General features: G+C 32.7%; 20 protein-coding genes. 2 read left to right on the top strand and 18 right to left on the bottom strand.

Annotated features, from left to right (window positions below; translation table 11 throughout):
• Positions 1 to 58: 58 nt before the first annotated feature.
• The 4 genes from ilvB to FN795_RS00720 all read right to left on the bottom strand — a co-directional run bounded on the left by ilvB (position 59) and on the right by FN795_RS00720 (position 6129).
• A complete protein-coding gene (gene ilvB, locus FN795_RS00705) occupies positions 59 to 1747 on the bottom strand; it encodes a biosynthetic-type acetolactate synthase large subunit (protein ID WP_142448806.1) in 1689 nt (562 codons plus the stop codon).
• Positions 1748 to 1811: 64 nt separating this feature from the next.
• Entirely contained in the window at positions 1812 to 3485 is a 1674-nt protein-coding gene (ilvD, locus tag FN795_RS00710; RefSeq protein WP_142448807.1) for a dihydroxy-acid dehydratase, read from the bottom strand.
• Between the two features lie 273 nt (positions 3486 to 3758).
• Entirely contained in the window at positions 3759 to 4877 is a 1119-nt protein-coding gene (leuB, locus tag FN795_RS00715; protein ID WP_142448808.1) for a 3-isopropylmalate dehydrogenase, read from the bottom strand.
• Positions 4878 to 4953: 76 nt separating this feature from the next.
• Positions 4954 to 6129, bottom strand: coding sequence for a 2-isopropylmalate synthase (locus tag FN795_RS00720; RefSeq protein WP_081909306.1), 1176 nt, complete (start codon positions 6127 to 6129; stop codon positions 4954 to 4956).
• Between the two features lie 155 nt (positions 6130 to 6284).
• Between FN795_RS00720 and FN795_RS00725 the strand changes: the two genes are divergently transcribed.
• Positions 6285 to 7829 carry a hypothetical protein gene (locus FN795_RS00725; protein ID WP_142448809.1) on the top strand — a complete coding sequence of 515 codons (1545 nt, stop codon included), beginning with the start codon at positions 6285 to 6287 and terminating at the stop codon, positions 7827 to 7829.
• 75 nt (positions 7830 to 7904) lie between these two features.
• Here the strand turns inward: FN795_RS00725 and FN795_RS00730 are convergent, their stop codons facing one another.
• Both FN795_RS00730 and FN795_RS00735 read right to left on the bottom strand, forming a co-directional pair.
• Complete coding sequence (locus FN795_RS00730) at positions 7905 to 9560, bottom strand: M1 family metallopeptidase (protein WP_142448810.1); 1656 nt, start codon at positions 9558 to 9560, stop codon at positions 7905 to 7907.
• Between the two features lie 167 nt (positions 9561 to 9727).
• Positions 9728 to 11380, bottom strand: coding sequence for a M1 family metallopeptidase (locus FN795_RS00735; protein WP_142448811.1), 1653 nt, complete (start codon positions 11378 to 11380; stop codon positions 9728 to 9730).
• A 114-nt stretch (positions 11381 to 11494) separates the two neighbouring features.
• Here FN795_RS00735 and FN795_RS00740 point away from each other — a divergent pair, with 114 nt between their 5' ends.
• Entirely contained in the window at positions 11495 to 12193 is a 699-nt protein-coding gene (locus tag FN795_RS00740; RefSeq protein ID WP_142448812.1) for a carbohydrate-binding family 9-like protein, read from the top strand.
• 14 nt (positions 12194 to 12207) lie between these two features.
• Here the strand turns inward: FN795_RS00740 and FN795_RS00745 are convergent, their stop codons facing one another.
• The 12 genes from FN795_RS00745 to FN795_RS00800 all read right to left on the bottom strand — a co-directional run bounded on the left by FN795_RS00745 (position 12208) and on the right by FN795_RS00800 (position 23463).
• On the bottom strand, positions 12208 to 12918 hold the full coding sequence (locus tag FN795_RS00745; RefSeq protein ID WP_142448813.1) for a hypothetical protein: 711 nt from the start codon (positions 12916 to 12918) through the stop codon (positions 12208 to 12210).
• Positions 12919 to 12997: 79 nt separating this feature from the next.
• A complete protein-coding gene (hisIE, locus tag FN795_RS00750; protein WP_142448814.1) occupies positions 12998 to 13594 on the bottom strand; it encodes a bifunctional phosphoribosyl-AMP cyclohydrolase/phosphoribosyl-ATP diphosphatase HisIE in 597 nt (198 codons plus the stop codon).
• Positions 13595 to 13638: 44 nt separating this feature from the next.
• A complete protein-coding gene (hisF, locus tag FN795_RS00755) occupies positions 13639 to 14394 on the bottom strand; it encodes an imidazole glycerol phosphate synthase subunit HisF (RefSeq protein ID WP_142448815.1) in 756 nt (251 codons plus the stop codon).
• Positions 14395 to 14499: 105 nt separating this feature from the next.
• Positions 14500 to 15225 carry a 1-(5-phosphoribosyl)-5-[(5-phosphoribosylamino)methylideneamino]imidazole-4-carboxamide isomerase gene (gene hisA, locus FN795_RS00760; protein WP_142448816.1) on the bottom strand — a complete coding sequence of 242 codons (726 nt, stop codon included), beginning with the start codon at positions 15223 to 15225 and terminating at the stop codon, positions 14500 to 14502.
• Positions 15226 to 15315: 90 nt separating this feature from the next.
• Positions 15316 to 15897 (bottom strand): imidazole glycerol phosphate synthase subunit HisH, encoded by a 582-nt coding sequence (gene hisH / locus FN795_RS00765; RefSeq protein WP_142448817.1) that lies wholly within the window; start codon positions 15895 to 15897, stop codon positions 15316 to 15318.
• Positions 15898 to 15994: 97 nt separating this feature from the next.
• Entirely contained in the window at positions 15995 to 16393 is a 399-nt protein-coding gene (locus FN795_RS00770) for an SMI1/KNR4 family protein (RefSeq protein WP_167498043.1), read from the bottom strand.
• Between the two features lie 93 nt (positions 16394 to 16486).
• Positions 16487 to 17623, bottom strand: a complete 1137-nt coding sequence (hisB, locus tag FN795_RS00775) for a bifunctional histidinol-phosphatase/imidazoleglycerol-phosphate dehydratase HisB (protein ID WP_142448819.1) — start codon at positions 17621 to 17623, stop codon at positions 16487 to 16489.
• 84 nt (positions 17624 to 17707) lie between these two features.
• Positions 17708 to 18757, bottom strand: coding sequence for a histidinol-phosphate transaminase (gene hisC / locus FN795_RS00780; protein ID WP_142448820.1), 1050 nt, complete (start codon positions 18755 to 18757; stop codon positions 17708 to 17710).
• 85 nt (positions 18758 to 18842) lie between these two features.
• Positions 18843 to 20126, bottom strand: a complete 1284-nt coding sequence (gene hisD, locus FN795_RS00785) for a histidinol dehydrogenase (protein ID WP_142448821.1) — start codon at positions 20124 to 20126, stop codon at positions 18843 to 18845.
• 102 nt (positions 20127 to 20228) lie between these two features.
• Entirely contained in the window at positions 20229 to 21086 is an 858-nt protein-coding gene (hisG, locus tag FN795_RS00790) for an ATP phosphoribosyltransferase (RefSeq protein ID WP_035643834.1), read from the bottom strand.
• Between the two features lie 325 nt (positions 21087 to 21411).
• Positions 21412 to 22797 (bottom strand): sensor histidine kinase, encoded by a 1386-nt coding sequence (locus FN795_RS00795; RefSeq protein WP_142448822.1) that lies wholly within the window; start codon positions 22795 to 22797, stop codon positions 21412 to 21414.
• Positions 22798 to 23463, bottom strand: a complete 666-nt coding sequence (locus FN795_RS00800; RefSeq protein WP_142448823.1) for a response regulator transcription factor — start codon at positions 23461 to 23463, stop codon at positions 22798 to 22800.
• Between the last annotated feature and the right edge of the window lie 164 nt (positions 23464 to 23627).

The raw sequence follows: 23627 nt of genomic DNA on the forward strand, positions 1-23627 counted from the left end.
GTTTTATGTTACAAGTTGAGAACTTGAAACAAATAAACTTGAAACCTGAAACCTTTTTTTAGCTTAATCTAATTTCTGAAACACAAGCTCCTGTTGGAATCATTGGGAAAACGTTGTTTTCTTTTTCCACCATAACTTCCAAGAAGTAAGAATCTTTTGAAGCCAGCATTTCTGCTACAGCTTCATCTAAATCTTCACGTTGCGTTACTTTTTTAGATTTAATATGATACCCTTCTGCAATTGCAACAAAATTTGGATTAATCATTTTTGTTGATGCATATCGATTGTCAAAGAACAATTCCTGCCATTGACGTACCATTCCTAAAAATTCATTATTCAGAATAACAATCTTTACTGGAACCTGAGTTTGGAAAATTGTTCCCAATTCCTGAATTGTCATTTGGAATCCACCATCACCAATAATCGCTACAACTTCACGCTCTGGCTTACCCATTTTTGCTCCAATTGCTGCTGGAAGCGCAAATCCCATTGTTCCTAATCCTCCAGAAGTAATATTACTTTTTGTTGAATTAAATTTTGCATAACGACAAGCAAACATTTGGTGCTGACCAACATCTGAAACGATAATCGCATCACCTTTTGAATGTTTATTGATCATTTCAATAGTTTCTCCCATTGAAATTCCTTTTCCATTAGTAGGATTCAACTCTTCTTTAATAACCGTATTATACTCAACTTCTTGTAACGCTTTAAATTCATTATGCCATAAATCGTGAGATTTAGCATCGATTAAAGGCAATAAAGCTGCTAGAGATTCTTTTACATCACCTAAAACCGCGATTTCAGTTTTAACGTTTTTATCAATTTCCGCAGGATCAATTTCGAAGTGAATTACTTTTGCTTGTTTCGCATAAGTAGCTAATTTTCCAGTAACACGGTCATCAAAACGCATTCCGAAGGCAATTAAAACATCACATTCATTAGTCAATAAATTTGGACCATAATTACCGTGCATTCCAAGCATTCCAACATTTAAAGGATGATCTGTTGGCAAAGCCGATAATCCTAAAATTGTCCAAGCTGCAGGAATTCCTGATTTTTCTACTAAAGCTTTGAATTCTGCTTCAGCTTGTCCTAAAATAATTCCTTGTCCAAAAACAATGAAAGGTTTTTTAGCGCTATTGATTAAAGCTGCAGCTTCGGCAACTTTATCTAATTTTAATTTCGGAACTGGAACATAACTTCTGATTCCTGTGCATTTTTCGTAGCTATAATCAAACTCGTCAAATTGTGCATTTTTAGTTATATCGATCAAAACTGGACCTGGACGGCCTGAGCGTGCGATATAAAAAGCTTTTGCAATAATTTCTGGAATTTGAGAAGCTTCAGTAATCTGAAAATTCCATTTTGTAACCGGAGTTGAAATTCCGATAATATCCGTTTCCTGAAACGCATCAGAACCTAATAAATGTCTTCCAACCTGACCTGTAATACAAACCATTGGAGTTGAATCGATTTGCGCATCTGCAATTCCTGTAACTAAATTTGTAGCACCAGGCCCAGATGTAGCAATTGCAACACCCACTTTTCCAGTAGCTCTGGCATAACCTTGAGCTGCATGCGTTGCTCCTTGTTCGTGACGAACTAAAACGTGGTGCAACTGATCCTGAAATTTATATAATTCATCGTAAACCGGCATGATTGCTCCTCCTGGATAACCATAAACCAAGTCCACACCTTCTTCTAATAAACATCTTATAACGGCTTCTGCCCCTGATATTCTCATAGTATATTGTTTTTCAAGAATCAATTTCAATTTTCAATTGATTCTTGATATTATTGTTTTTTAATTAATTATCGGTAACGCATCCTGTCGAAGCGCTTGACACCGATCTAGCGTACTTAAACAAAACTCCTCTATCAACTTTTAAAGGAGGCTGAACCCAAGCTGCTTTGCGAACAGCGAATTCTTCGTCAGATATCTTCAGGTCGATTGTATTTTTCTTAGCATCGATAGCAATTATATCCCCATCTTTTACTAGTGCAATACCACCACCGTCATATGCTTCTGGTGTAACGTGTCCTACCACGAAACCGTGTGAACCTCCGGAAAATCTACCGTCTGTGATTAGTGCACAGGTGCTTCCTAATCCGGCTCCAATAATTGCAGATGTAGGTTTTAGCATTTCAGGCATTCCCGGACCACCTTTTGGTCCACAACCTCTAATGACGACTACATTTCCTGGTTTAATTTTTCCGGCTTCAAGACCTGGGATTACTTCAAATTCACCTTCAAAAACAACAGCTGGCCCTTCAAAATACTCCCCTTCTTTTCCGCTGATTTTTGCTACAGCACCTTCAGAAGCTAGATTTCCGTATAAAACCTGAATATTTCCAGTTGGTTTTAGCGCTTTTTGAATTTCGTGAATTACTTCTTGTCCGTCTTGTAAATCTGGAGTTGAAGCTAAGTTTTCAGCTACAGTTTTTCCTGTTACAGTTAAACAATCTCCATGAATAAGTCCAACTTTCAATAGATATTTCATTACTGAAGGAATTCCTCCAACTTCATGAATATCTTCCATCATATATTTCCCACTTGGTTTCATATCAGCAAGAACAGGAGTTCTGTCATTAATTGCCTGAAAATCATCCAAAGTAATTGTTATTCCAACTGAGTGAGCCATTGCAATTAAGTGCATAACTGCATTTGTAGAACCTCCTAAAACTGCTACAATTGTGATAGCATTTTCGAAAGCCTTTCGAGTCATGATATCTCTTGGCTTAATATCTTTTTCTAATAAAATTTTAATCGCAGCTCCGGCAGCAAGACATTCATCTCTTTTTTCCTGACTCAAAGCAGGATTTGAAGAGCTGTATGGCAAACTCATTCCTAATGCTTCGATTGCAGAAGACATAGTATTTGCAGTATACATTCCGCCACAAGCTCCAGCTCCTGGACAAGCATTTTTAATAACTCCTTTAAAATCTTCCGGAGTTATTTCTCCTTTTACTTTTTTCCCTAAAGCTTCAAAAGCGGAAACAATATTCAAAGATTCACCTTTCCATTTTCCAGAATGAATTGAACCTCCGTAAACCATCATTGACGGGCGGTTTAATCTTCCCATTGCGATCAACGCTCCAGGCATATTTTTATCACATCCAGGAATTGCAATAATACTATCGTACCATTGTGCTCCTGCAACTGTTTCAATAGAATCTGCAATTACATCACGGGAAACCAAAGAATAACGCATTCCTTCAGTTCCGTTTGAAATTCCATCACTAACACCAATGGTATTAAAAATAAGTCCGACAAGATCTGCATCCCAAACACCTTTTTTAACATCTTTTGCTAAATCATTCAAGTGCATGTTGCAAGTGTTACCATCGTAACCCATGCTCACAATTCCAACTTGTGCTTTTTTCAGATCTTCTTCAGTTAAACCAATACCGTATAACATAGCTTGCGCCGCAGGCTGTGTCTGATCTTGAGTGATGGTTTTGCTGTACTTATTTAATTCCATTATGTATTATTTTATTTTAATTTTTGTTCAAAAAAAAAACCTTCCAGTATTTGGAAGGTTTATAATATAGTTTTTCAATTATATTTATAACATTCCCGACGCAGATGTGCTAATCACATTGACAACAACGACAGAAGAAATAATAATAATTGAGATTTGCATCTTTTCTATTTTTTAGTGAGACAAAAGTATAAAAACTTTAATGACTAAAAAAATAAAATCTCAACATTTTAAAGACTTCTTGTTGTTTTTTCTACGTTTTAACAAAAAATATTAAACAATTGTCGATTGCCCAATACTTACATTGTCATTATTAAAATAAAGCAGATCATCTTTGCTGAAAATAAAATTAGAAACAAACTCCCCTACTTCATTTGTACCGAATTTTGAATCTGGTTTTAAATCAACCGTCACTACTTTAAATTCTATTGCTTTTTCAACCGCTTGATAAATCACATTTGCTTCTTTAAACAAACCAAAATGTTCTAGCAACATTGCTGCTGATAAAATTGAAGCAATTGGATTGGCAATATTTTTTCCTTTTGCCTGAGGATAAGAACCGTGAATTGGCTCAAACAAAGCATTTTTTTCTCCTAAAGATGCCGATGCCAATAGTCCAATTGAACCTGTAATAACACTTGCTTCATCTGATAAAATATCTCCAAATAAATTCTCTGTCAAAATCACATCAAATTGTTTTGGATTTAAGATAATTTGCATCGCTGCATTATCAACAAATAAGAAGTCTAAAGCTACATCTGGATAACTTTCACCCACTTTCTGAACTACTTTTCTCCATAATCTTGAGGTTTCCAAAACATTTGCTTTATCAACCATTGTTAACTTTTTGCGTCGGTTTTGTGCCGATTTAAAAGCTAAATGTGCAATTCTGGTGATTTCTTCTTCTGAATATTCACATAAATCTGAAGCGTGTGTTCCTTCTTCATTTAATGTTTTTGCTCCAAAATAAGCGCCACCTGTTAATTCTCTGAAAATAGTAAAATCAGCGCCTTCAATAATTTCTCTTTTTAAAGGAGAAGATTCAACTAATGCTTTATACGGTTTAATTGGGCGAATGTTTGCGAACAAACCTAATTCCTTACGTAATTTTAACAATCCCTGTTCTGGACGAACTTTTGCATTTGGATTATTATCATATTTAGGATCTCCAATTGCGCCAAACAAAACAGCATCAGTATTCAGACAAAGATTAAGCGTTTGTTCCGGGAGCGGATTTCCTGTTTTATCAATTGCAACTGCACCCATAAGTGCTTCTTCAAAAACAAATTCATGATTGTAAACCTCGCCAATTGCGTATAATGCTTTTTTGGCTTGTAAAATTACTTCTGGTCCAATTCCGTCTCCTGGTAAAACTGCTATTTTCAAATTCATAACGTCTCGTTCTTTATGATTTAAATCTTTATTTTTTTTTCTATTTTCTTGCTTCTTTCTTCTATTCTCTTTTCAACTAGCTTCTGATCAATTCTCCCTGAATTTTTGAAGCTTCGATAATTTGATGAATATCAGCATCAACAACTTCTTTTTTAATATCAGCGAATTTCAAAAACTCAATGTATACAATATCTAATTGTACTTTTGTAAGCTCGTAACCAACTTTTTTAGCTCGGTAAGCCAAAGCTGCTCTTCCACTTCTTGCTGTCAAAATAATTGATGATTCATTTACTCCAACATCAAGCGGATCCATAATTTCGTAAGTCGCTCTGTTTTTAATAACTCCATCCTGATGAATTCCAGAACTGTGTGCAAAAGCATTTGCTCCTACAATTGCTTTATTTGGCTGCACAATCATTCCCATACTTTCAGAAACTAAACGGCTCATTTCGTTTAATTCTCTAGTATTGATATTTGTATCTAAGTTTAAGTATGGATGTTGTTTGAAAATCATTACCACTTCTTCAAGCGCAGTATTTCCAGCTCTTTCTCCAATACCATTAATAGTACATTCAATTTGTCTTGCACCATTTATAGCTCCTGCAATTGAGTTTGCAGTTGCCATTCCTAAATCATTATGACAGTGACATGAAAGGATTACGTTTTCGATTCCTTTTACGTTTTCTTTTAAATATTTGATTTTTGCTCCATATTCCTCTGGAAGGCAATACCCTGTCGTATCAGGAATATTTAATACCGTTGCACCAGATTTGATAACTTCTTCGCAAACTTTTGCTAAGAACGCATTATCAGTTCTTCCTGCATCTTCAGCGTAGAATTCAACATCTTCTACATATGATTTTGCGTGAGCTACTGCAAATTTTGCTCTGGCAATAATATCTTCAGGCGTAGTTTGTAATTTGTGGAGGATATGAGATTCTGAGGTTCCGATTCCGGTGTGGATTCTAGGTTTCTTAGCGTGCTTTAAAGCTGCTGCTGCAACATCAATGTCATTTTTTACGGCTCTTGTTAATCCGCAGACAGTTGCATTTTCTACAATTTTACAAATCTCAGAGACCGATAAAAAATCGCCCGGACTTGACACAGGAAAACCAGCTTCGATAATATCAACTCCCATTTTGTCTAGTCGTTCTGCGATAACTAATTTCTGATTAGTATCTAACTTACATCCTGGAACTTGTTCACCATCGCGCAAAGTGGTGTCAAAAATTTGAACTTTCTCTCTATTCATATTCATTTATTTAATGTAATTTCACATTGTAATAACAAATATATATTGTACTTATGCAGTACAAAATTCGTTTTAATGAAATTATACTGTTCATAAAACAATTTATACCTAGTTAATTACTTTATAATCAATAAGTTATATTATTATTTTTTACAATGGCTAACCATCAAAAAGATTTCTTATTTGTTCTGATTAAATCACTTTCCAAATCTGAAAAAAGACAATTTAAAATTTTTGCGAGCCGATTAGAAACCAGTTCGAACACAAAATTTATTGAACTGTTTAATATTTTAGACAAATCTGAAACGTATGATGAAAAGCTTATTCTAAAAAGCGGAAGTATTAAAAAAGTTCAGTTATCTAACTTAAAATCATACTTATACAAGCAGATTTTAGTTAGTATCCGATTAAATATTCCGAGCCAGAATATTCGTTACCAATTGCGCGAGCAGATTGATTTTGCTGTTATTCTTTATAATAAAGGTTTGTACAAACAGAGTTTAAAAATTCTAGACAAAACAAAACAGCAGGCTTTAGAAAATGATGAAAAATATATGGCTTATGAGATTGTAGAATTCGAAAAATTAATCGAATCACAATACATTACCCGAAGTATTCAAGGCCGCGCTGACGAATTAGTAATTCAGGCAAAAGAATTGAATTACAGAAACACGATTTCAAGCAAATTATCCAATTTATCGCTTCAGTTATACGGAATCATGCTGAAAACCGGTTACGTAAAAAGCGATGAAGAATATAAATATATTGACGATTATTTCAACAGACATATTGCAAAACTAGACGAAAGCAAGTTTGGTTTTAGAGAGAAATATTGGTTTTACAATGCTAATTTGTGGCGCAGTTTCTTAGTTCAGGATTTCTTAGCAAGTTATAAATACGCTTATAAATGGGTTACGCTGTTTTATGATAATCCAAATATGATTTATCTGAATCCAGTATTTTTCTTAAAAGGAAATCATTACTTTTTGGAATCACTTTATATGTTGAAATATACTTCGAATTTCAAAAGATACCTTTCACTTTTAGAAGAAACGATCGAAGATCCAAGATTTCCGGTAAATGATAACATTGCATCGCTATCATTTCTATACATATATAATAATAAGCTGAATTTACATATTTTAGAAGGGACTTTTGCCGAAAGCGAATATTTGATTCCGGAAATTTTAGAACGACTGAAATTACACAGCGAACATCTTGATGAACATCACGAAATGTTGTTTTTCTACAAAATCGCTTCGATTTATTTTGGAAATGAAAAGTACAACGAATGTATTCTTTACTTAGATAAAATCATCAATAACAAGAATTTGACAATGCGTGAGGATTTAATGTGCTTCGCGAGACTTTTGTCGTTGATTGCACATTACGAATTAGGAAAAGATTATTATTTAGAAAATCATCTTAAAAGCACGTATAAATTCTTATTGAAAATGAATGATTTACATGAAGTTCAAAAGGAAATCATCAAATTTTTAAGAAACTTAAATAATTTTTATCCAGCCGATATTAAGAAGGAATTCAAGAAAATGCACGCTCGTTTTGTTGAACTTGAAAAGAACACTTACGAAAAAAGAGCTTTCTTATATTTAGATATTATTTCCTGGCTTGAAAGCAAAATCGAAAATCGCAAGATTGCTGATATAATAAAGGAAAAAGCTAAGCTGAATAGTCGTTAAGGCTTTAAATTTTAATAACAAAAAAGCGTAAAAGATCTGATCTTTTACGCTTTTTTTATTGATTTTATCGAAGTTTTATTCTACAATATTCGAAGTTGTAACATAGAAATCTTTATCAACTTCTACTTTTCTATCTTCATTAGTAGTTTTTTCAGATTGCCATTCAGTTGTTGGTTTTAACCACATTTCGACTCCATTTAGTTTTATTCTAACCGGCATATCAAATTTAGCTACGCAATTTGTCCAATGATACCCAAAAGTTCCATTTTTAAACATGTATTCAAAAACAGGAATTTGAGTTGTAGTCAAATATTGAGCAAAAACTCTATTGAAATTAATTCCTGATTGCTCGTTGATATAATCCTGAATTTGTTTACCTGTAATCGTTTGGTGATAAAAGGTTTTATTCATTCCTCTCAAAATCGATTTCCATTTTGCATCGTCATTAATTACCTGACGAATCATATGTAACATTGAAGCTCCTTTTGGATACATATCTCCAGATCCTTCGTTATTTACATCATAATGGCCAATAATTGGCGTATCATTTTTAATATTTTTTCTGCATCCAATAATATATTCAGAAGCGGCGTCTTTTCCATAATAATATTCCAAAAACAAACTTTCTGAATAGTTGGTAAAACTTTCGTGAACCCACATGTCAGCAATATCTTTGTAAGTAATATTATTTGCGAACCATTCGTGGCCAGATTCGTGAATAATAATGAAATCAAACTTTAATCCCCAACCAGTTCCGCTTAAATCACGTCCTAAATAACCGTTTTTATATTGGTTTCCATAAGTTACAGAACTTTGGTGTTCCATACCTAAATACGGAACTTCTACTAATTTATAGCTGTCTTCGTAAAACGGATAAGGTCCAAACCAGTTTTCAAAAGCTTTTAGCATTTTTGGAGCATCTTTAAATTGCTCTTTAGCTAGAACCAAATTATCTCTCAAAACATAATAATTACAATCTAAATTGCCTTTTTCACCTTTATAAACTTCAGAGAAATTAACATAATCACCAATATTGATATTTACACCGTAATTGTTAATTGGATTCGAAACATACCAATTAAAAGTTTTCGTTCCGTCTTTTTCTTTTTTAACGCTTTTTAATCTTCCGTTTGAAACATCTGTCAAATCTCCAGGAACATTCACGCTGATTAACATATTTTCGACTTCATCGTACATATGATCTTTACAAGGCCACCAAACACTCGCGCCTAAACCCTGACATGACGTAGCAATAAAATCCTTTCCGTTTTTATCTTTCTTCCAAGAAAATCCACCGTCCCAAGGCGCTCTCACGGCTTCTTTTGGTTTTCCTTCAAACTTGATTATAATTTCTTTTGAATCTCCAACTTTCTGTTTTTCTACTAAAGTGATGAAGAAAGCATTTCCGTCTCGTTCAAACTTTAATGGCAAACCATTCTGAGTCACTTTTGTGATATTCATTGGCTGCTGCAAATCGATTTGCATTCTATTGTTTTCTGCCAAAACAGTATAACGTACTGTATTTGAACCTGAAATTGATTTCTCTGAAGGATTCACTTTTACATCTAAATGATAATATTTCAAATCCCACCAGGCTCTTTCTTTTGTAATGCTGCCACGCAAACTATCCTGATGCGTAAAAACAGTTTCTGACTTGTTTAAAAGTCCTTGCGCATTTGCACCAAAACCAACTAAAAAGGCGATAAAAGCGCCACCAAAGTATTTTCTCATTATTTATAAATTTGTAATAAATAAGGTCTTTAAACCTGTTTAATCTGTAACAAATGTAAACATTCAGATTAATTATTCTAAAATTTTATGATTTCTGAAATAAAAAAACAAACCCGACTGAATATATAAACTTCAGTCGGGTTTGATTTTTAATCTTTTAGAACAATCTAATTCGTAATATCAGAAGTGGTAATATAAAAGTTTTTATCTGTTACAAGTGTTCGTTTATCACCTTTTACATCTAATACCTGCCATTCATTTTTAGGTTTTAGCCAGGTTTCAGCACCATTTAAATTTACTTTTAGAGGCATATTAAATTCTGGCGTACAATTGATCCAATGATATGCTAATTTTTGCTTAAAGAAAAAATATTCAAAAGTTGGCAATTGAGTTGTTCTTAAATACTGATTAAAAATAGGACTTAAATCGATACCTGATTCTTTACTCATATAATCCTCAATTTCTTTAGTGGTAACGGTTTTATGATAAAAAGTGCTGTTTAAGCCTCTTAAAATGTTTTTCCATTTTGCATCGTCATTCACAAGCTGACGAATGGTATGCAACATATTTGCTCCTTTTGGATACATATCACCAGAACCTTCTTTATTGACATTATAAGTACCAATAATTGGCTTGTCATTACTAATCAATTTTCTTTCACCAATAATATAGGCTGCTGCAGCATCTTTACCATAATAATATTCAATAAAAAGACTTTCAGAATAAGTAGTAAAGCTTTCATGAATCCACATATCAGCAATATCTTTGTAGGTAATATTATTAGCAAACCATTCGTGACCGGATTCGTGAATAATAATGTAATCAAATTTTAAGCCCCAACCAGTTCTGCTCATATCATCTCCCAGATAGCCATTTTTAAATTCGTTTCCGTAAGTCACAGAACTTTGATGTTCCATACCTAAATAAGGTGCTTCTACCAATTTATAACTGTCTTCATACCAAGGATAAGGTCCAAACCAGTTTTCAAAAGCTTTCAGCATTCGTGGCGCATCTTTAAAATGTTCTTTAGCAATTGCCAAATTATCTTTCAGAACATAATAACTACAATCTAAATCACCTTTTTCTCCTTTATATTTCTCCGAAAAATTGACATAATCACCAATATTAATATTTACGCCATAATTATTAATCGGATTTGAAACATACCAATTAAAAGTTTTTGTTCCGTCTTTTTCTTTTTTAACGCTTTGTAGTCTTCCGTTCGAAACATCAGTTAAATCTCCGGGAACATTCACACTAATCAGCATATTTTCAACTTCATCATACATATGATCCTTGCATGGCCACCAAATACTAGCGCCTAAACCCTGGCATGATGAAGCAATAAAATCTTTTCCGTTTTTATCTTTTTTCCAGGTAATCCCTCCGTCCCATGGTGGATTAACAGCTTCCTTAGGTTTTCCTCCAAAAGAAACAACAACCTCTTTCGTTTCTCCAACTTTTTGTTCTTCAGATAACTCTATAAAAAAAGCATTTCCGTTTCGTTCAAATTTCAGTTCTTTTCCATTTTGAATCACTTTCGTAATATTCATTGGTTCCTGCAAATCGATTTGCATTTTATTATTTTCAGTCAAAACTGTATAACGTACTGTATTTGAACCTGTAATTGTTTTTTCAACCGGATTTACTTTGACATTTAAATGATAATATTTCAAATCCCACCAAGCTCTTTCTTTTGTGACGCTTCCTCGTAAAGTGTCCTGATGTGTCAAAGTTTCTGACTTGCTAAAAATAGACTGTGAATGTGCTGAAAAACCAGAAATTAAAGCTATCAAAATAGCGCTTAAGTTTTTTTTCATAAAATAATTTGAAAATTTAAAGATTATTGGAAAAATGTTTGCATTCAAAACAAAAAAATAACACTAAAATTAATAATTCTTCTCTATTTTTAGCTTTTTAAATCATTCATTTTTATGAAATCTTATTTTATACTGTATTTATTGCTTTTCTTATTTCTTAACAATTCCTATTCACAAGAAATCCCCATTCATAAAACTACTGAAAAAGTTATTATTGACGGCGATTTATCAGATTGGAAAACTCCATTTTTAGGACCATTTGTTATTCATAATTCGGGAGAAAAATCAACTCAAAATACTTTTGTTTCCTTCTCATGGAATGACGAAAATCTTTATATTGCTTATCGCTGCTCAGATTCTAAAATAATTGGAGCAAAACAAAAAAACGATACACAGATTTTCAATACAGATGATTTAGTAGAAATTTTCATTGATCCCGACGGTGACGGACAAAACTATATTGAAATTGGAGTAAATGCTTATTCCACTTATTATGATATGCTTTTAAAATGTATTTCGCCAGATTGCGGCGGATGGAAAATGTCAATGGCTTATAACATTTCTGGACTGGAAACCGCAAGCAAAATTAATCCTGAGGGTTTTTCTGCAGAAATTAAAATTTCATTTTCAAGTTTAGAAAAAATTGAAAATGGAAATTTTATAAAACCAAAAACTGGCACAAAATGGAGAGGAAATGCTTTTAGAATAGATTACGGTAACACAACCGAATATCTTGCAATTCAACCTTATAAAAGTTTAAAATTCGGATTTCATCAACCTTCTGAATTTGCTGTTTTTGAGTTTAAAGAATAAAATTTAAAAAGCGATCAACCGTAAGATTCAAGTCCAATCTGTGCTCCTCTTTTTAAATTTCTTTTACCTGCAATTCCGTTTATTACTAAACCTAAACCTGACAAAACAGCACCATAAAAAACAAGTCCGCCTCCGGTTCCTATTGTAAACACCAAACCAAGAGCTAAAAGAACAATTCCAATTATAATATTTCTAGTAAATTTTCTGGAAAAATCTTTACGGGTAATATCATTTATACGATCTATTTTCTTTAGAACAGAAACTGGAATTTTAACACTTCTTTGTTCAATTATATTGCTTACAATAAAATAATTTTCTTTAGAGTAGCTTTCTGTAAGTTCTCCAAAGTTTCCGTTTTCTATTATTTTATCCAGAATACTTTCAAAATTTTCAAGCAATTCTGCATCAGTAAGATCTTTGTGATTATCTTCAATTATATCCTCGATATTTTCTTCAAATTCAAGTCTTCTTTCCGATAAATATTCAATTTGTTCCAAAGGAGAAAGATCTTCGATATGTCTCTTTTCTGTTTCTTTCTCTTCTGCTATTTTCTTTTCATTGGCTTCTTTCAGGATGGCATCAATATCAATATTTCTGGCAACTAAAATTTCCTTTGCAACAACGAGTGCATCAGGATTGTATTTACTGGCGTTTTTAGTCAGCATCAAAATTAAATCTTCGTCTGAATGATCCACAAAACGCTTTCTGAATGTTTCTATATCCATGGCTTAAATATTTACGTAAATATCAAAAAATAAAATTTATTTTAACATAATTTAGTAAATATTTTTTCACAATTTAAAATTATTTCTGACGTTTCTTCAAAACTTCAACAACGTCATTTAATTGAAAACCTTTTGCCTGCAATAAAATCAAATAATGAAAAAGCAAATCTGCACTTTCGCTCAAAAATAAATCGTCATTCTCATCTTTAGCTTCAATAACCACTTCTACAGCTTCTTCTCCAACTTTCTGAGCAATTTTATTGATGCCTTTTTCAAATAAAGATGCCACATAACTTTTCTCAGAATCAGCATTTTCTCTTCTGATTTTGATTGTATTTTCCAATTGAGAAATAAAACCATAATTCGCTTCATTTGGCTCTTGCCAACAAGTATCTGCACCTGTGTGACATGTAGGTCCAACAGGTTTTGCCTGAATCAAAAGCGTATCACCGTCGCAGTCATTTTTAATACTTACCAAATTCAAAAAGTTACCACTCTCCTCGCCTTTTGTCCAAAGTCTTTGTTTTGAACGACTGAAGAAAGTTACTTTTTGAGTTTCTATGGTTTTTTGAAGCGATTCTTCGTTCATATAACCCAGCATCAAAACATTTTTAGTTTCTGAATCCTGAATTATTGCCGGAATCAATCCGTGTGCACTTTTTATATCGATTTCCATAATTTTAGTCTAAAGTTGAAAAGTCCAAAGTCTTAAAGTTAAAACTATAATCGAACTTCTATATTATTATTTTTTAATTCTTGTTTCAAAGCTTTTATCTCAATTTCTTTAAAGTGAAAAACGCTTGCTGCCAAAGCGGCATCTGCTTTTCCTTTTTTAAATGAATCAACAAAATGCTGAATATTTCCGGCACCTCCCGAAGCAATAATTGGAATATTCACTAATTCTGAAAGCTTAGCCAAAGCCTCGTTTGCAAAACCATTTTTAGTTCCGTCATTATCCATCGAAGTGAACAAAATTTCTCCCGCACCACGTTCTGCGACTTCAACAGCCCAATCAAAAAGATTCAATTCAGTTGGCACTTTACCTCCAACCAAATGCACTATCCATTGTCCGTCAATTTGTTTGGCATCAATTGCAACAACGACGCATTGACTTCCAAATTTCTGTGCCAAATCATTAATTAATTGCGGATTTTTAACTGCCGATGAATTGATTGAAACTTTATCAGCGCCATTATTCAACAGAATATCGACATCTTCAACAGATGAAATTCCACCTCCAACTGTAAACGGAATATTGATTTTCTCAGCAACGCTTCGCACCATATTTACTAAGGTTTTACGTCTTTCTTCCGTAGCCGAAATATCCAAAAAAACCAATTCGTCTGCACCTTCAGCCGAATAAATTTCAGCCAATTCAACAGGATCTCCGGCATCGCGCAAGTCAACGAAATTAACACCTTTTACGGTTCTTCCGTTTTTTATATCCAAACAAGGTATGATTCTTTTTGCTAACATTTATTTATGTGTTAATTTTTAATATGCCAATTAGAAAATTTGATAATTTGAACGCAACGTCAAAAATTATCTAATTGTCTAATTGGCAAATTATCTAATTAATTCTCATTTTCTAATTATAAAATCCTGTAGTTGTTTCAAAGTGATTCTTCCTTCGTAAATCGCCTTTCCGATGATTGCTCCTTCACAACCAAGTTCAGCTAATTTTGGCAATTCATCGAAAGTTGAAATACCTCCTGAAGCAATTAATTTTATTCCTTTTGCCTCTGCTAAAATTTTGCTGTATAAATCAAAACTTGGGCCTTGAAGCATTCCATCTTTGGCAATATCAGTGCAAATAACGTATTGAATTCCTTTTGATTGATAATCCTGAATAAACGGAACCAAATCTTCATTTGATTCTTCTAACCAGCCAGAAACTGCAATTTTTTCATCTTTTGCATCAGCGCCTAAAATAATTTTCTCAGAACCATATTCGGAAATCCATTTTTCGAAAATTGCTCTGTTTTTTACCGCAATACTTCCACCAGTAATTTGATTTGCACCGCTTTCAAAAGCAATTCTCAAATCGTCATCTGATTTTAATCCGCCACCAAAATCAATTTTTAAACTAGTTTGCGTTGCGATTTGCTCCAATATTTTATAATTGACAATTTTGCTTGATTTTGCGCCGTCAAGATCTACTAAATGCAAATATTCAATTCCGTGTGCTTCAAATGATTTCGCAACTTCAAGCGGATTTTCATTGTAAATTATTTTTGTGTCATAATCACCTTTGGATAAGCGAACGCATTTTCCTTCAATGATATCTATAGCTGGTATTATTCTCATGTTTTTAATTTTAGAATTCAGATTTTAGATTTTAGATTCTCAAAGCTGAAATTGATATTTTGATTGATATTGATTTTTGAAATTGAAATTCTACATTTTTAGAAAATTGCCTAGAATCTTTTCCCCAACATCACCACTTTTTTCTGGGTGAAACTGCGTTCCGTAAAAATTATCTTTTTGTAAAGCCGATGCGTATTCTACATCGTAATTCGTTCTTGCAATGGCTTCTGTACAATTTGGCGCATAAAAACTGTGAACCAAATACATAAATTCATTTTCCGAAATTCCCTTAAACAAATCGGTTTTTAAATCGTAAATCTGATTCCAGCCCATTTGAGGCACTTTTACGTTGTTTGAAAATTTCAAAACATCAACATCAAATATTCCTAAACCTTTAGTATTTCCTTCTTCGGTTTGATTACACATTAATTGCATTCCGAGACAAATTCCCAAAACAGGTTGTTTCAATTGCGGAATTAAACTATCCAAACCGCTTTCACGAAGTTTAGTCATCGCCGAACTCGCCTCGCCAACGCCAGGAAAAATAACTTTATCAGCCGATTTAATTTCGTTCGGATTATTACTCAAAACAGCTTTAAACCCCAATCTTTCAATAGCAAACATAATGCTCTGAATATTTCCTGCTCCGTAATTTATAATTACTATTTTCATTCTTTTTTCGTTTGTTTTATTTCAGGTTTCATGTTTCAAGTTACTCAATAGAACGTAAAACCTGAAGCTTTAAACTTGAAACAAAATTTGATGTTGTTTAATATAATTTATCTGAATTCGTATTTAATAAACCTATAAATTCTTCAAATGTTTCACATACTTTTTCGTTTGTAGTATTCATGAAAATTCCATTTCTGCTCTTCATAAACCCCATCGAATGAGAATTTATTAAATAATCGCAAAAAGCAATATAATCAAGATTCTGGTCGAATTTAGACTCTTCGTATATTCTTTCTAAAGACCACAATGAAAACATATTTTTATTCCATTCAAAATCTACAAATCCGTTTACTTTCAAATAAAAAGATCTAAAGTCTTTTGGAAATTTAAAATTCAATTTCTTTTCAAATTCTAAAATTAATTCCTCTGAAGCACCAGATTGTAATTTTATATCTGCTTCATTCCAAATAGATATTGTATAATTAAATAAATCCATTAAAAAATACATTTTAGACAACCAGAAACTTGAAACTTGAAACCTGAAACTTGAAACTTGAAAATTTAAACCTGAAACCTGAAACAAAATTCTTTAAAGCATTCCCTTCGTCGAAGGCAAAATCATTTTTTCCGTATCTCTTTTTACGGCTACTTTTATTGCTTTCGCGAAAGCTTTAAAGATTGACTCAATTTTGTGATGTTCGTTGATTCCTTCTGCTTTGATGTTTAAGTTCGCTTTTGCGCCGTCTGTGAATGATTTGAAGAAATGATAAAACATTTCTGTAGGCATTTTACCAACCATTTCACGTTTGAATTCCGTTTCCCAGATCAGCCAGTTTCTTCCTCCGAAATCAATTGCAGCTTGCGCTAAACAATCATCCATTGGAAGACAGAAACCGTAGCGCTCAATTCCAAGTTTGTTTCCTAACGCTTTCGCAAAAACTTCTCCTAAAGCAATTGCTGTATCTTCAATTGTGTGGTGTTCATCCACTTCTAAATCGCCTTTTACTGTGATTTCTAAGTCCATTTGACCGTGACGTGAGATTTGATCTAACATATGGTCGAAAAACGCAATTCCCGTGTCGATTTTACTTTTTCCTGTTCCGTCAAGATTTAAATTGATGTAAATATCGGTTTCGTTGGTTTTACGAGTGATTGAAGCTGAACGCGCTTCTAATTTCAAAAATTCATAAATTGTCTTCCAATCCATTGATTGTAAAACAATTGTTTCGTCTAATTCCTCACGTTTTGATGAAATTTCATTACTTCCAATTCCATCCGTATTATTCATGAAAATCGCTTTAGCACCAAGATTTTTGGCCAATTCAACATCTGTTAAACGATCTCCTAAAACAAAAGAATTAGCCAAATCATATTCTGGATTATTCAAATATTTAGTCAACATTCCTGTTCTTGGTTTGCGTGTTGGTGCATTTTCTTCCGGAAAAGTTCTGTCGACAAAGATTTCATCAAACAAAACGCCTTCGTTTTCAAAAGCTCTTAAAATGAAATTTTGTGTTGGCCAAAACGTATCTTCAGGAAAACTATCCGTTCCTAATCCGTCTTGATTAGTTACCATTGCTAGTTCGTAATCTAATTCGTTAGCAATTTTAGCCAAATATTGAAAAGCTTTCGGATAAAATTCTAATTTATCTAAACTGTCTAATTGGTAATTTTCTGGTTCTAAAACAATCGTTCCGTCACGATCGATAAAAAGTACTTTTTTCATATATTATATTTTTTTTCCGCCACGAATTCACGAATTATATTGAATCATTCTGGCAGAATAACTTTGTGTTCTTTGCGGTTAAATCTAGTTCAACAACTTTAATTCTTTAATAACAACAGCATTTTCTTCTTCAGTTCCAATCGTAAAACGAAGACAATTTTCACATAAAGGCTGTGTAGTTCTATTACGAATTACGATTCCTTTTTCTATTAATTGATTGTATCTTTTATTTGCGTCATCTACTTTTGCCAGAATAAAATTGGCTTCAGTAGGATAGACTTTTTCCACAAAACTAACTTCAAGTAAAACTTTAAGTAATTCTTCTCTCTGCTCAATAATAGAAGCAATTTCTCTTTTTATTTTTTCAGAATCTTTTAAACGTTCGATTGCTCTTTGCTGTGTTAATTCGTTTACATTATAAGGTGGTTTGATTTTATTTAAAACCGAAATAACAGCTTCAGATGCATAACAAATTCCTAAACGAATTCCAGCCAAACCATAGGCTTTCGAAAGCGTTTGTGTAATCACCAAATTTGGATACGCATCAATTTCTGCCAGCCAGCTTTCCTTCTCCGAAAAATCTATATAAGCTTCATCAATTACTACTAAACCTTTAAAGTTTTGCAATAATTTCACCACACATTCATCTGAAAAAGAATTTCCGGTTGGATTGTTTGGCGAGCACAAAAAGATGATTTTTGTATTCTCGTCAACTGCTTCCAGAATTTTTTCAACTTGTGGCTGAAAATCTGTTGTCAGTAAAATTTCTCGATTTTCAATTGCGTTAATATTTGCCAAAACACCATACATTCCGTAGGTTGGCGGCAATGAAATAATATTATCTTTATTAGGTTCGCAAAAAGCTCTGAAAAGCAAGTCCAAAACTTCGTCACTTCCGTTTCCTAATAAAATCTGACTTTGTTTTGTTAAATTATTTTTAGCCAAAATCGCTTTAACCGAATTCTGTTGTGGATCAGGATAACGATTTACGCCATTTTGAAACGGATTTTCATTCGCATCCAAAAAAATCATTTCGGCTGTATCAAAATCTTCAAATTCATCTCTTGCCGACGAATAAGGTTTTAATGTTTTGACGTTTTCACGTGTTATTGTATTTATATCGAAAGTACTCATTGCTTTATTTTTTTAAGAAGTAAGAACCAAGACAAAAAAATCTTTTAAAATCTTGTTTTTTGCTCTTTCTTCTTCCTTTTGTCTTTTATTTTAAACTCTCCAATCTCAACGTTACAGCATTCTTATGCGCTTGTAAACCTTCGGCTTCAGCCATAGCTTCAATTGCTTTTCCGATATTCTGAATTCCGATTTTAGATATTTTTTGAAATGTCATCGATTTCATAAAACTATCCAGATTTACACCACTATAATTTTTAGCATAACCATTTGTTGGAAGTGTATGATTTGTCCCCGAAGCATAATCTCCGGCACTTTCCGGCGTATAATTTCCAATGAAAACTGAACCTGCATTTACGATTCCGTTACAATAGAAATCATCATATTCAGAACAAATTATAAAGTGCTCAGGACCATATTCATTAATTAAATCCAAAGCAATTTGATCATTTTCGACATAAATTAATTTCGAGTTTTCGATGGCTTTTTCTGCAATGGCTTTTCTCGGAAGAACTTCTAACTGAGATTGTATTTCTTCTTCAACATCAGAAATCAGTTTTCTAGAAGTCGAAACTAAAATCACCTGACTATCTGTTCCATGTTCTGCCTGAGATAATAAATCCGAAGCAACAAAAGCCGGAACTGCCGTATCATCAGCTACAATTAATAATTCTGAAGGTCCTGCCGGCATATCAATTGCAACACCAAATTGTGTCGCCAACTGTTTCGCCACCGTTACAAACTGATTTCCTGGTCCGAATATTTTATACACTTTCGGAATAGATTGTGTCCCAAAAGTCATCCCTGCAATAGCCTGAATTCCACCAACTTTTAAAATTTTTGTTACACCGCATAAATTTGCTGCATATAAAATTGCCGGATTAATTTTTCCTTTTTTGTCTGGGGGAGAACATAAAACAATTTCTTTGCAACCTGCAATTTCTGCAGGAACAGCCAACATTAAAACGGTTGAAAACAAAGGCGCAGTTCCGCCCGGAATGTATAAACCAATTTTCTGAATTGGTCTTTTTTCCTGCCAGCAGTTTACTCCTTCAACGGTTTCAACTTCAATTCTATCCGTTTTCTGCGCTCTGTGAAATTTATAAATGTTATCTTTTGCTAACTGAATTGCTTCTTTCAATTCATTCGGAATCAATTCGATTGCTTCATTTATTTCTTCTAAAGAAACTTCATAATTATCTTGTGAAATACCATCAAAAATTGAAGTATATTTAGCTACAGCTTCATCTCCTTTTTTCTGTACTTCTCTGAAAATTTCTTTTACCGTAACCTCAATATCATCAATAGTTTGGGTTGGTCTTTTTAATATATCTGACCAGATTTCTTGTTTTGGGCTATCTATTTTATTCATTTTTTTATGCTTTATGCTATAAGCTATAGGCTTTAAGCTTTCCTTACTTTATATTTTTTCGGCTTAAAGCTTACTGCCTAAAGCCTAAAGCGGACGTAAGTCCTAAAGAACCATTTTCTCAATTGGACAAACCAGAATTCCTTCTGCACCAACTTCTTTTAATTGATCGATTACATCCCAAAAAGTATCTTTATCAATTACAGAGTGAACACTACTCCAGCCTTCTTGTGCCAATGGAAGAACCGTTAAACTTCTTAAAACCGGAAGAATTTTTCCAACAGCATCAATTTTATCATTTGGAACGTTCATCAGAATATATTTTGAGTTTCTGGCACGCAAAACTGCCTGAATTCTAAACTTTAAAGTATCAATGTGTTTTTGGATTTCTGGAGAAACTTTTGGAGAAACTGCTAAAACTGCCTCACTTTTTAAGATTACTTCAACTTCTTTTAAGTTGTTTTTGAATAATGTACTTCCGCTTGAAACAATATCAACAATTGCATCGGCAAGACCAATGTTTGGTGCAATTTCTACAGAACCCGAAATTTGGTGAATATCGACTTTTAAACCAAATTTACTGAAATATTCGTTAACCGTATTTGGGTAAGAAGTAGCAATACGCAAACCTGCCAAATCTTGTACTGAATTATAGTCAAATGTTTTAGGGACCGCTACAGAAACTTTGCATTTTGAGAAACCTAATTTCTGAACGACTTCAATTCCTTTTCCTTTTTCTACCAAAAGATTGTCGCCAACAATAGCTAAATCTACAACACCATCAATTAGATATTGAGGAATATCTGAATTTCTAAGATACAAAACTTCAAGTGGAAAATTCGAAGCTTCGGCTTTTAATTGGTCGATTCCGTTGTTGATTGAGATACCGCAGTCTTTTAGGATCTGAATGCTATCTTCGTTTAAACGACCTGATTTTTGAATTGCAATTTTTAAAGTACTCATTTTTTAGTTGTTTGTTTGATTAATAGTTTGAGTACAAAGAATTGGTATAAAAAAACCCGTTTGATGTACTCAAACGGGTTTTAAAATATGATGATTTACACACATACCATTAACACATCGCTTGAGAGCAATAATGAAAATGATGATGATGTAATTGATTTGAAATCATTGTTTGGTTTGTTTTATAATTCTTTGATTCGGTTGCAAATATACTAGTTAATTTCATAAAAAAGCAATTTTTAATATAACTTAACGATAGTTTATTGTTAAATAAAAATTGAAGTGCCGTTTTCACTGCCGATTTTTTATTTACTACAACGTTTTCTTATTTATCATTAAAAGTTAAAAATACAGTTGTTCCGACATTTAATTCACTTTCAATTTTAAATTTGATATCCAATAATTCTGTGGTTCTTTTTACAATAGACAATCCTAGTCCAGTTCCTTTAATTTCAGGATGATCCGTAGAATTTGATCTAAAAAACGGACTCGAAATTAATTCTAAATCACCTTTTGCAATTCCTATTCCGTTGTCTGTAATTTTACATATTGTTTTACCATTTTGCTTTAAAAGTAAAATTGAAATATGACCGCCTTTGTCTGTATACTTTAATGCATTCGAAATAATATTTCTTATAATAGTTATTACCAAAAAAGTATCAGACTGAATATAACAATCTGCAACAGCATCAAATTTTACATCTATTTTTTTTGCATTTATCTTCTCCGAATTCAACGTCAGAGCATCCAGAATTAACGAATTCAAATAAACCGACTCTGTATTAATATTCTGTTTTTGATTCTCAAAACGCGCCATTAAAAGCAGCTGATCTACAAGTGCATTTAAATGGTCAACCTCATTTATACAATAGTTTATTTTTTCTTCATATTCTTTATTGTCACGAGGTTTGCGAATCAATACTTCAAGTGTTCCTTTAATTACAGTTAAAGGCGTTCGGAGTTCATGCGAAGCATCAGAAGTAAACTGTTTTTCGCGCTCAATCGCATCTTCAATTCGGTTTAATAAATTGTTTATTGTTTTTGAAAGTGTAAATAATTCATCGCGTGTTTTTGGCAATGGAATTCGGGCTTTCAGATTGTCTTTTGTAATTATTCGGGATGTATTTATGATCGCATTAATTGGTTTTATACTTCGTCCGGCAAAAAAACGGGCAATTAAAAATAATAACACTAAAATAATTGGAAACGCAATTAACAAAGTATCAAGAAGATTTTTTAATACTTTGGCCGAATCTGACAATGACATTGCAATAATCAAATAACCTATTCTTTTTGATTTCACATGAAGTGGAATCTGAATCTGTCTGATTTTGCTCCCTAATAAATGGGTATCAAATAATTCATAGTGCTCTTTACTTTCATGATAAACCAGTTTTTCATTTTTTAAGTTGGGTGATTTTTCGATTATTTTTTTATTCAAATCCAAAAACTGAACAAAAACCGGATTTACATCAACAGAATTGTGCTCCCGTTCTTCCCATTCTTCAGCATCCATGAAAATCACTTTCTTCTTTTCCATTCTGATTTCTTTCAAGTGATCCTGAATTTCAATCATCAAATTTTCATCAATGTGCTTATAAACAGTGAATTTTACTGTAGAATATGTTGCTGAGAAAACCACTAAAATCAACAAACCTGTTGTAATAATATAGTTTAAGGCAATTCTGTTTTTAAAAGATAATTGTGCCATTTATAAGTCGTTAGCGATATAACCAATTCCGCGAATTGTTTTTATATAATCTTCCTCGATTTTTAAATTGAGTTTTTTTCTAATTGCATTCATAAAAACGTCAATTACTCCAGTATCATATTCAAAATTAATATCCCAAACATCTTTTAAAATCTGATTTCGAGTACAGACTTTGCCTTTATTCTGAATCAAATAGGTCAATAATTCAAACTCTCTCTGTGTCAATGAAACTTCTTCGTCATTTTTCAGCACAATATGTTTCGATAAATCAATTTTTATAGTACCCAGCGTTAACTCTTTATCCCCTTTTACATGTCTAAAATGAACTTTAATACGTTCAACAAGCTCTTCAAAACTAAAAGGTTTTTTTATATAATCATTTGCACCTGCTTTTAAGCCAGCAACCGTTTCCTGAACAGTATCTTTTGCGGTAAGGAAAATTATTGGCGTATGCTGATCCTTGATACGAATGGCTTTGCATAAATCCAATCCGTTAATTTTAGGAAGCATCCAATCTAACAAAATCAAGTCAAATTGATGATTCTGAATTAATTCGAAGCCTTTTGAACCGTCATTAGCAGTAGTTACCAAATAACCTTCTTCTTCAAGTCCCTGTTGCAAAAATTGCACAATTCCTAATTCATCTTCAACTATTAAAATATGCATGTATATATAATTTAGATTTTAAATTAATCTCTGTTCTTAGTTTGTCAAAGATAAAAATTTTCGCACTCAGAAATAGTGCTAATGCATTAGAATAAACCAATTTAATCATCTTAAGACAACTTTAAGTTAACACTAAGCAAGGTAAAAGCATCTCTTCATCTCTT

Origin of the sequence: Flavobacterium resistens (genome assembly GCF_900182645.1) — a bacterium.
Lineage (GTDB): Bacteria > Bacteroidota > Bacteroidia > Flavobacteriales > Flavobacteriaceae > Flavobacterium > Flavobacterium resistens.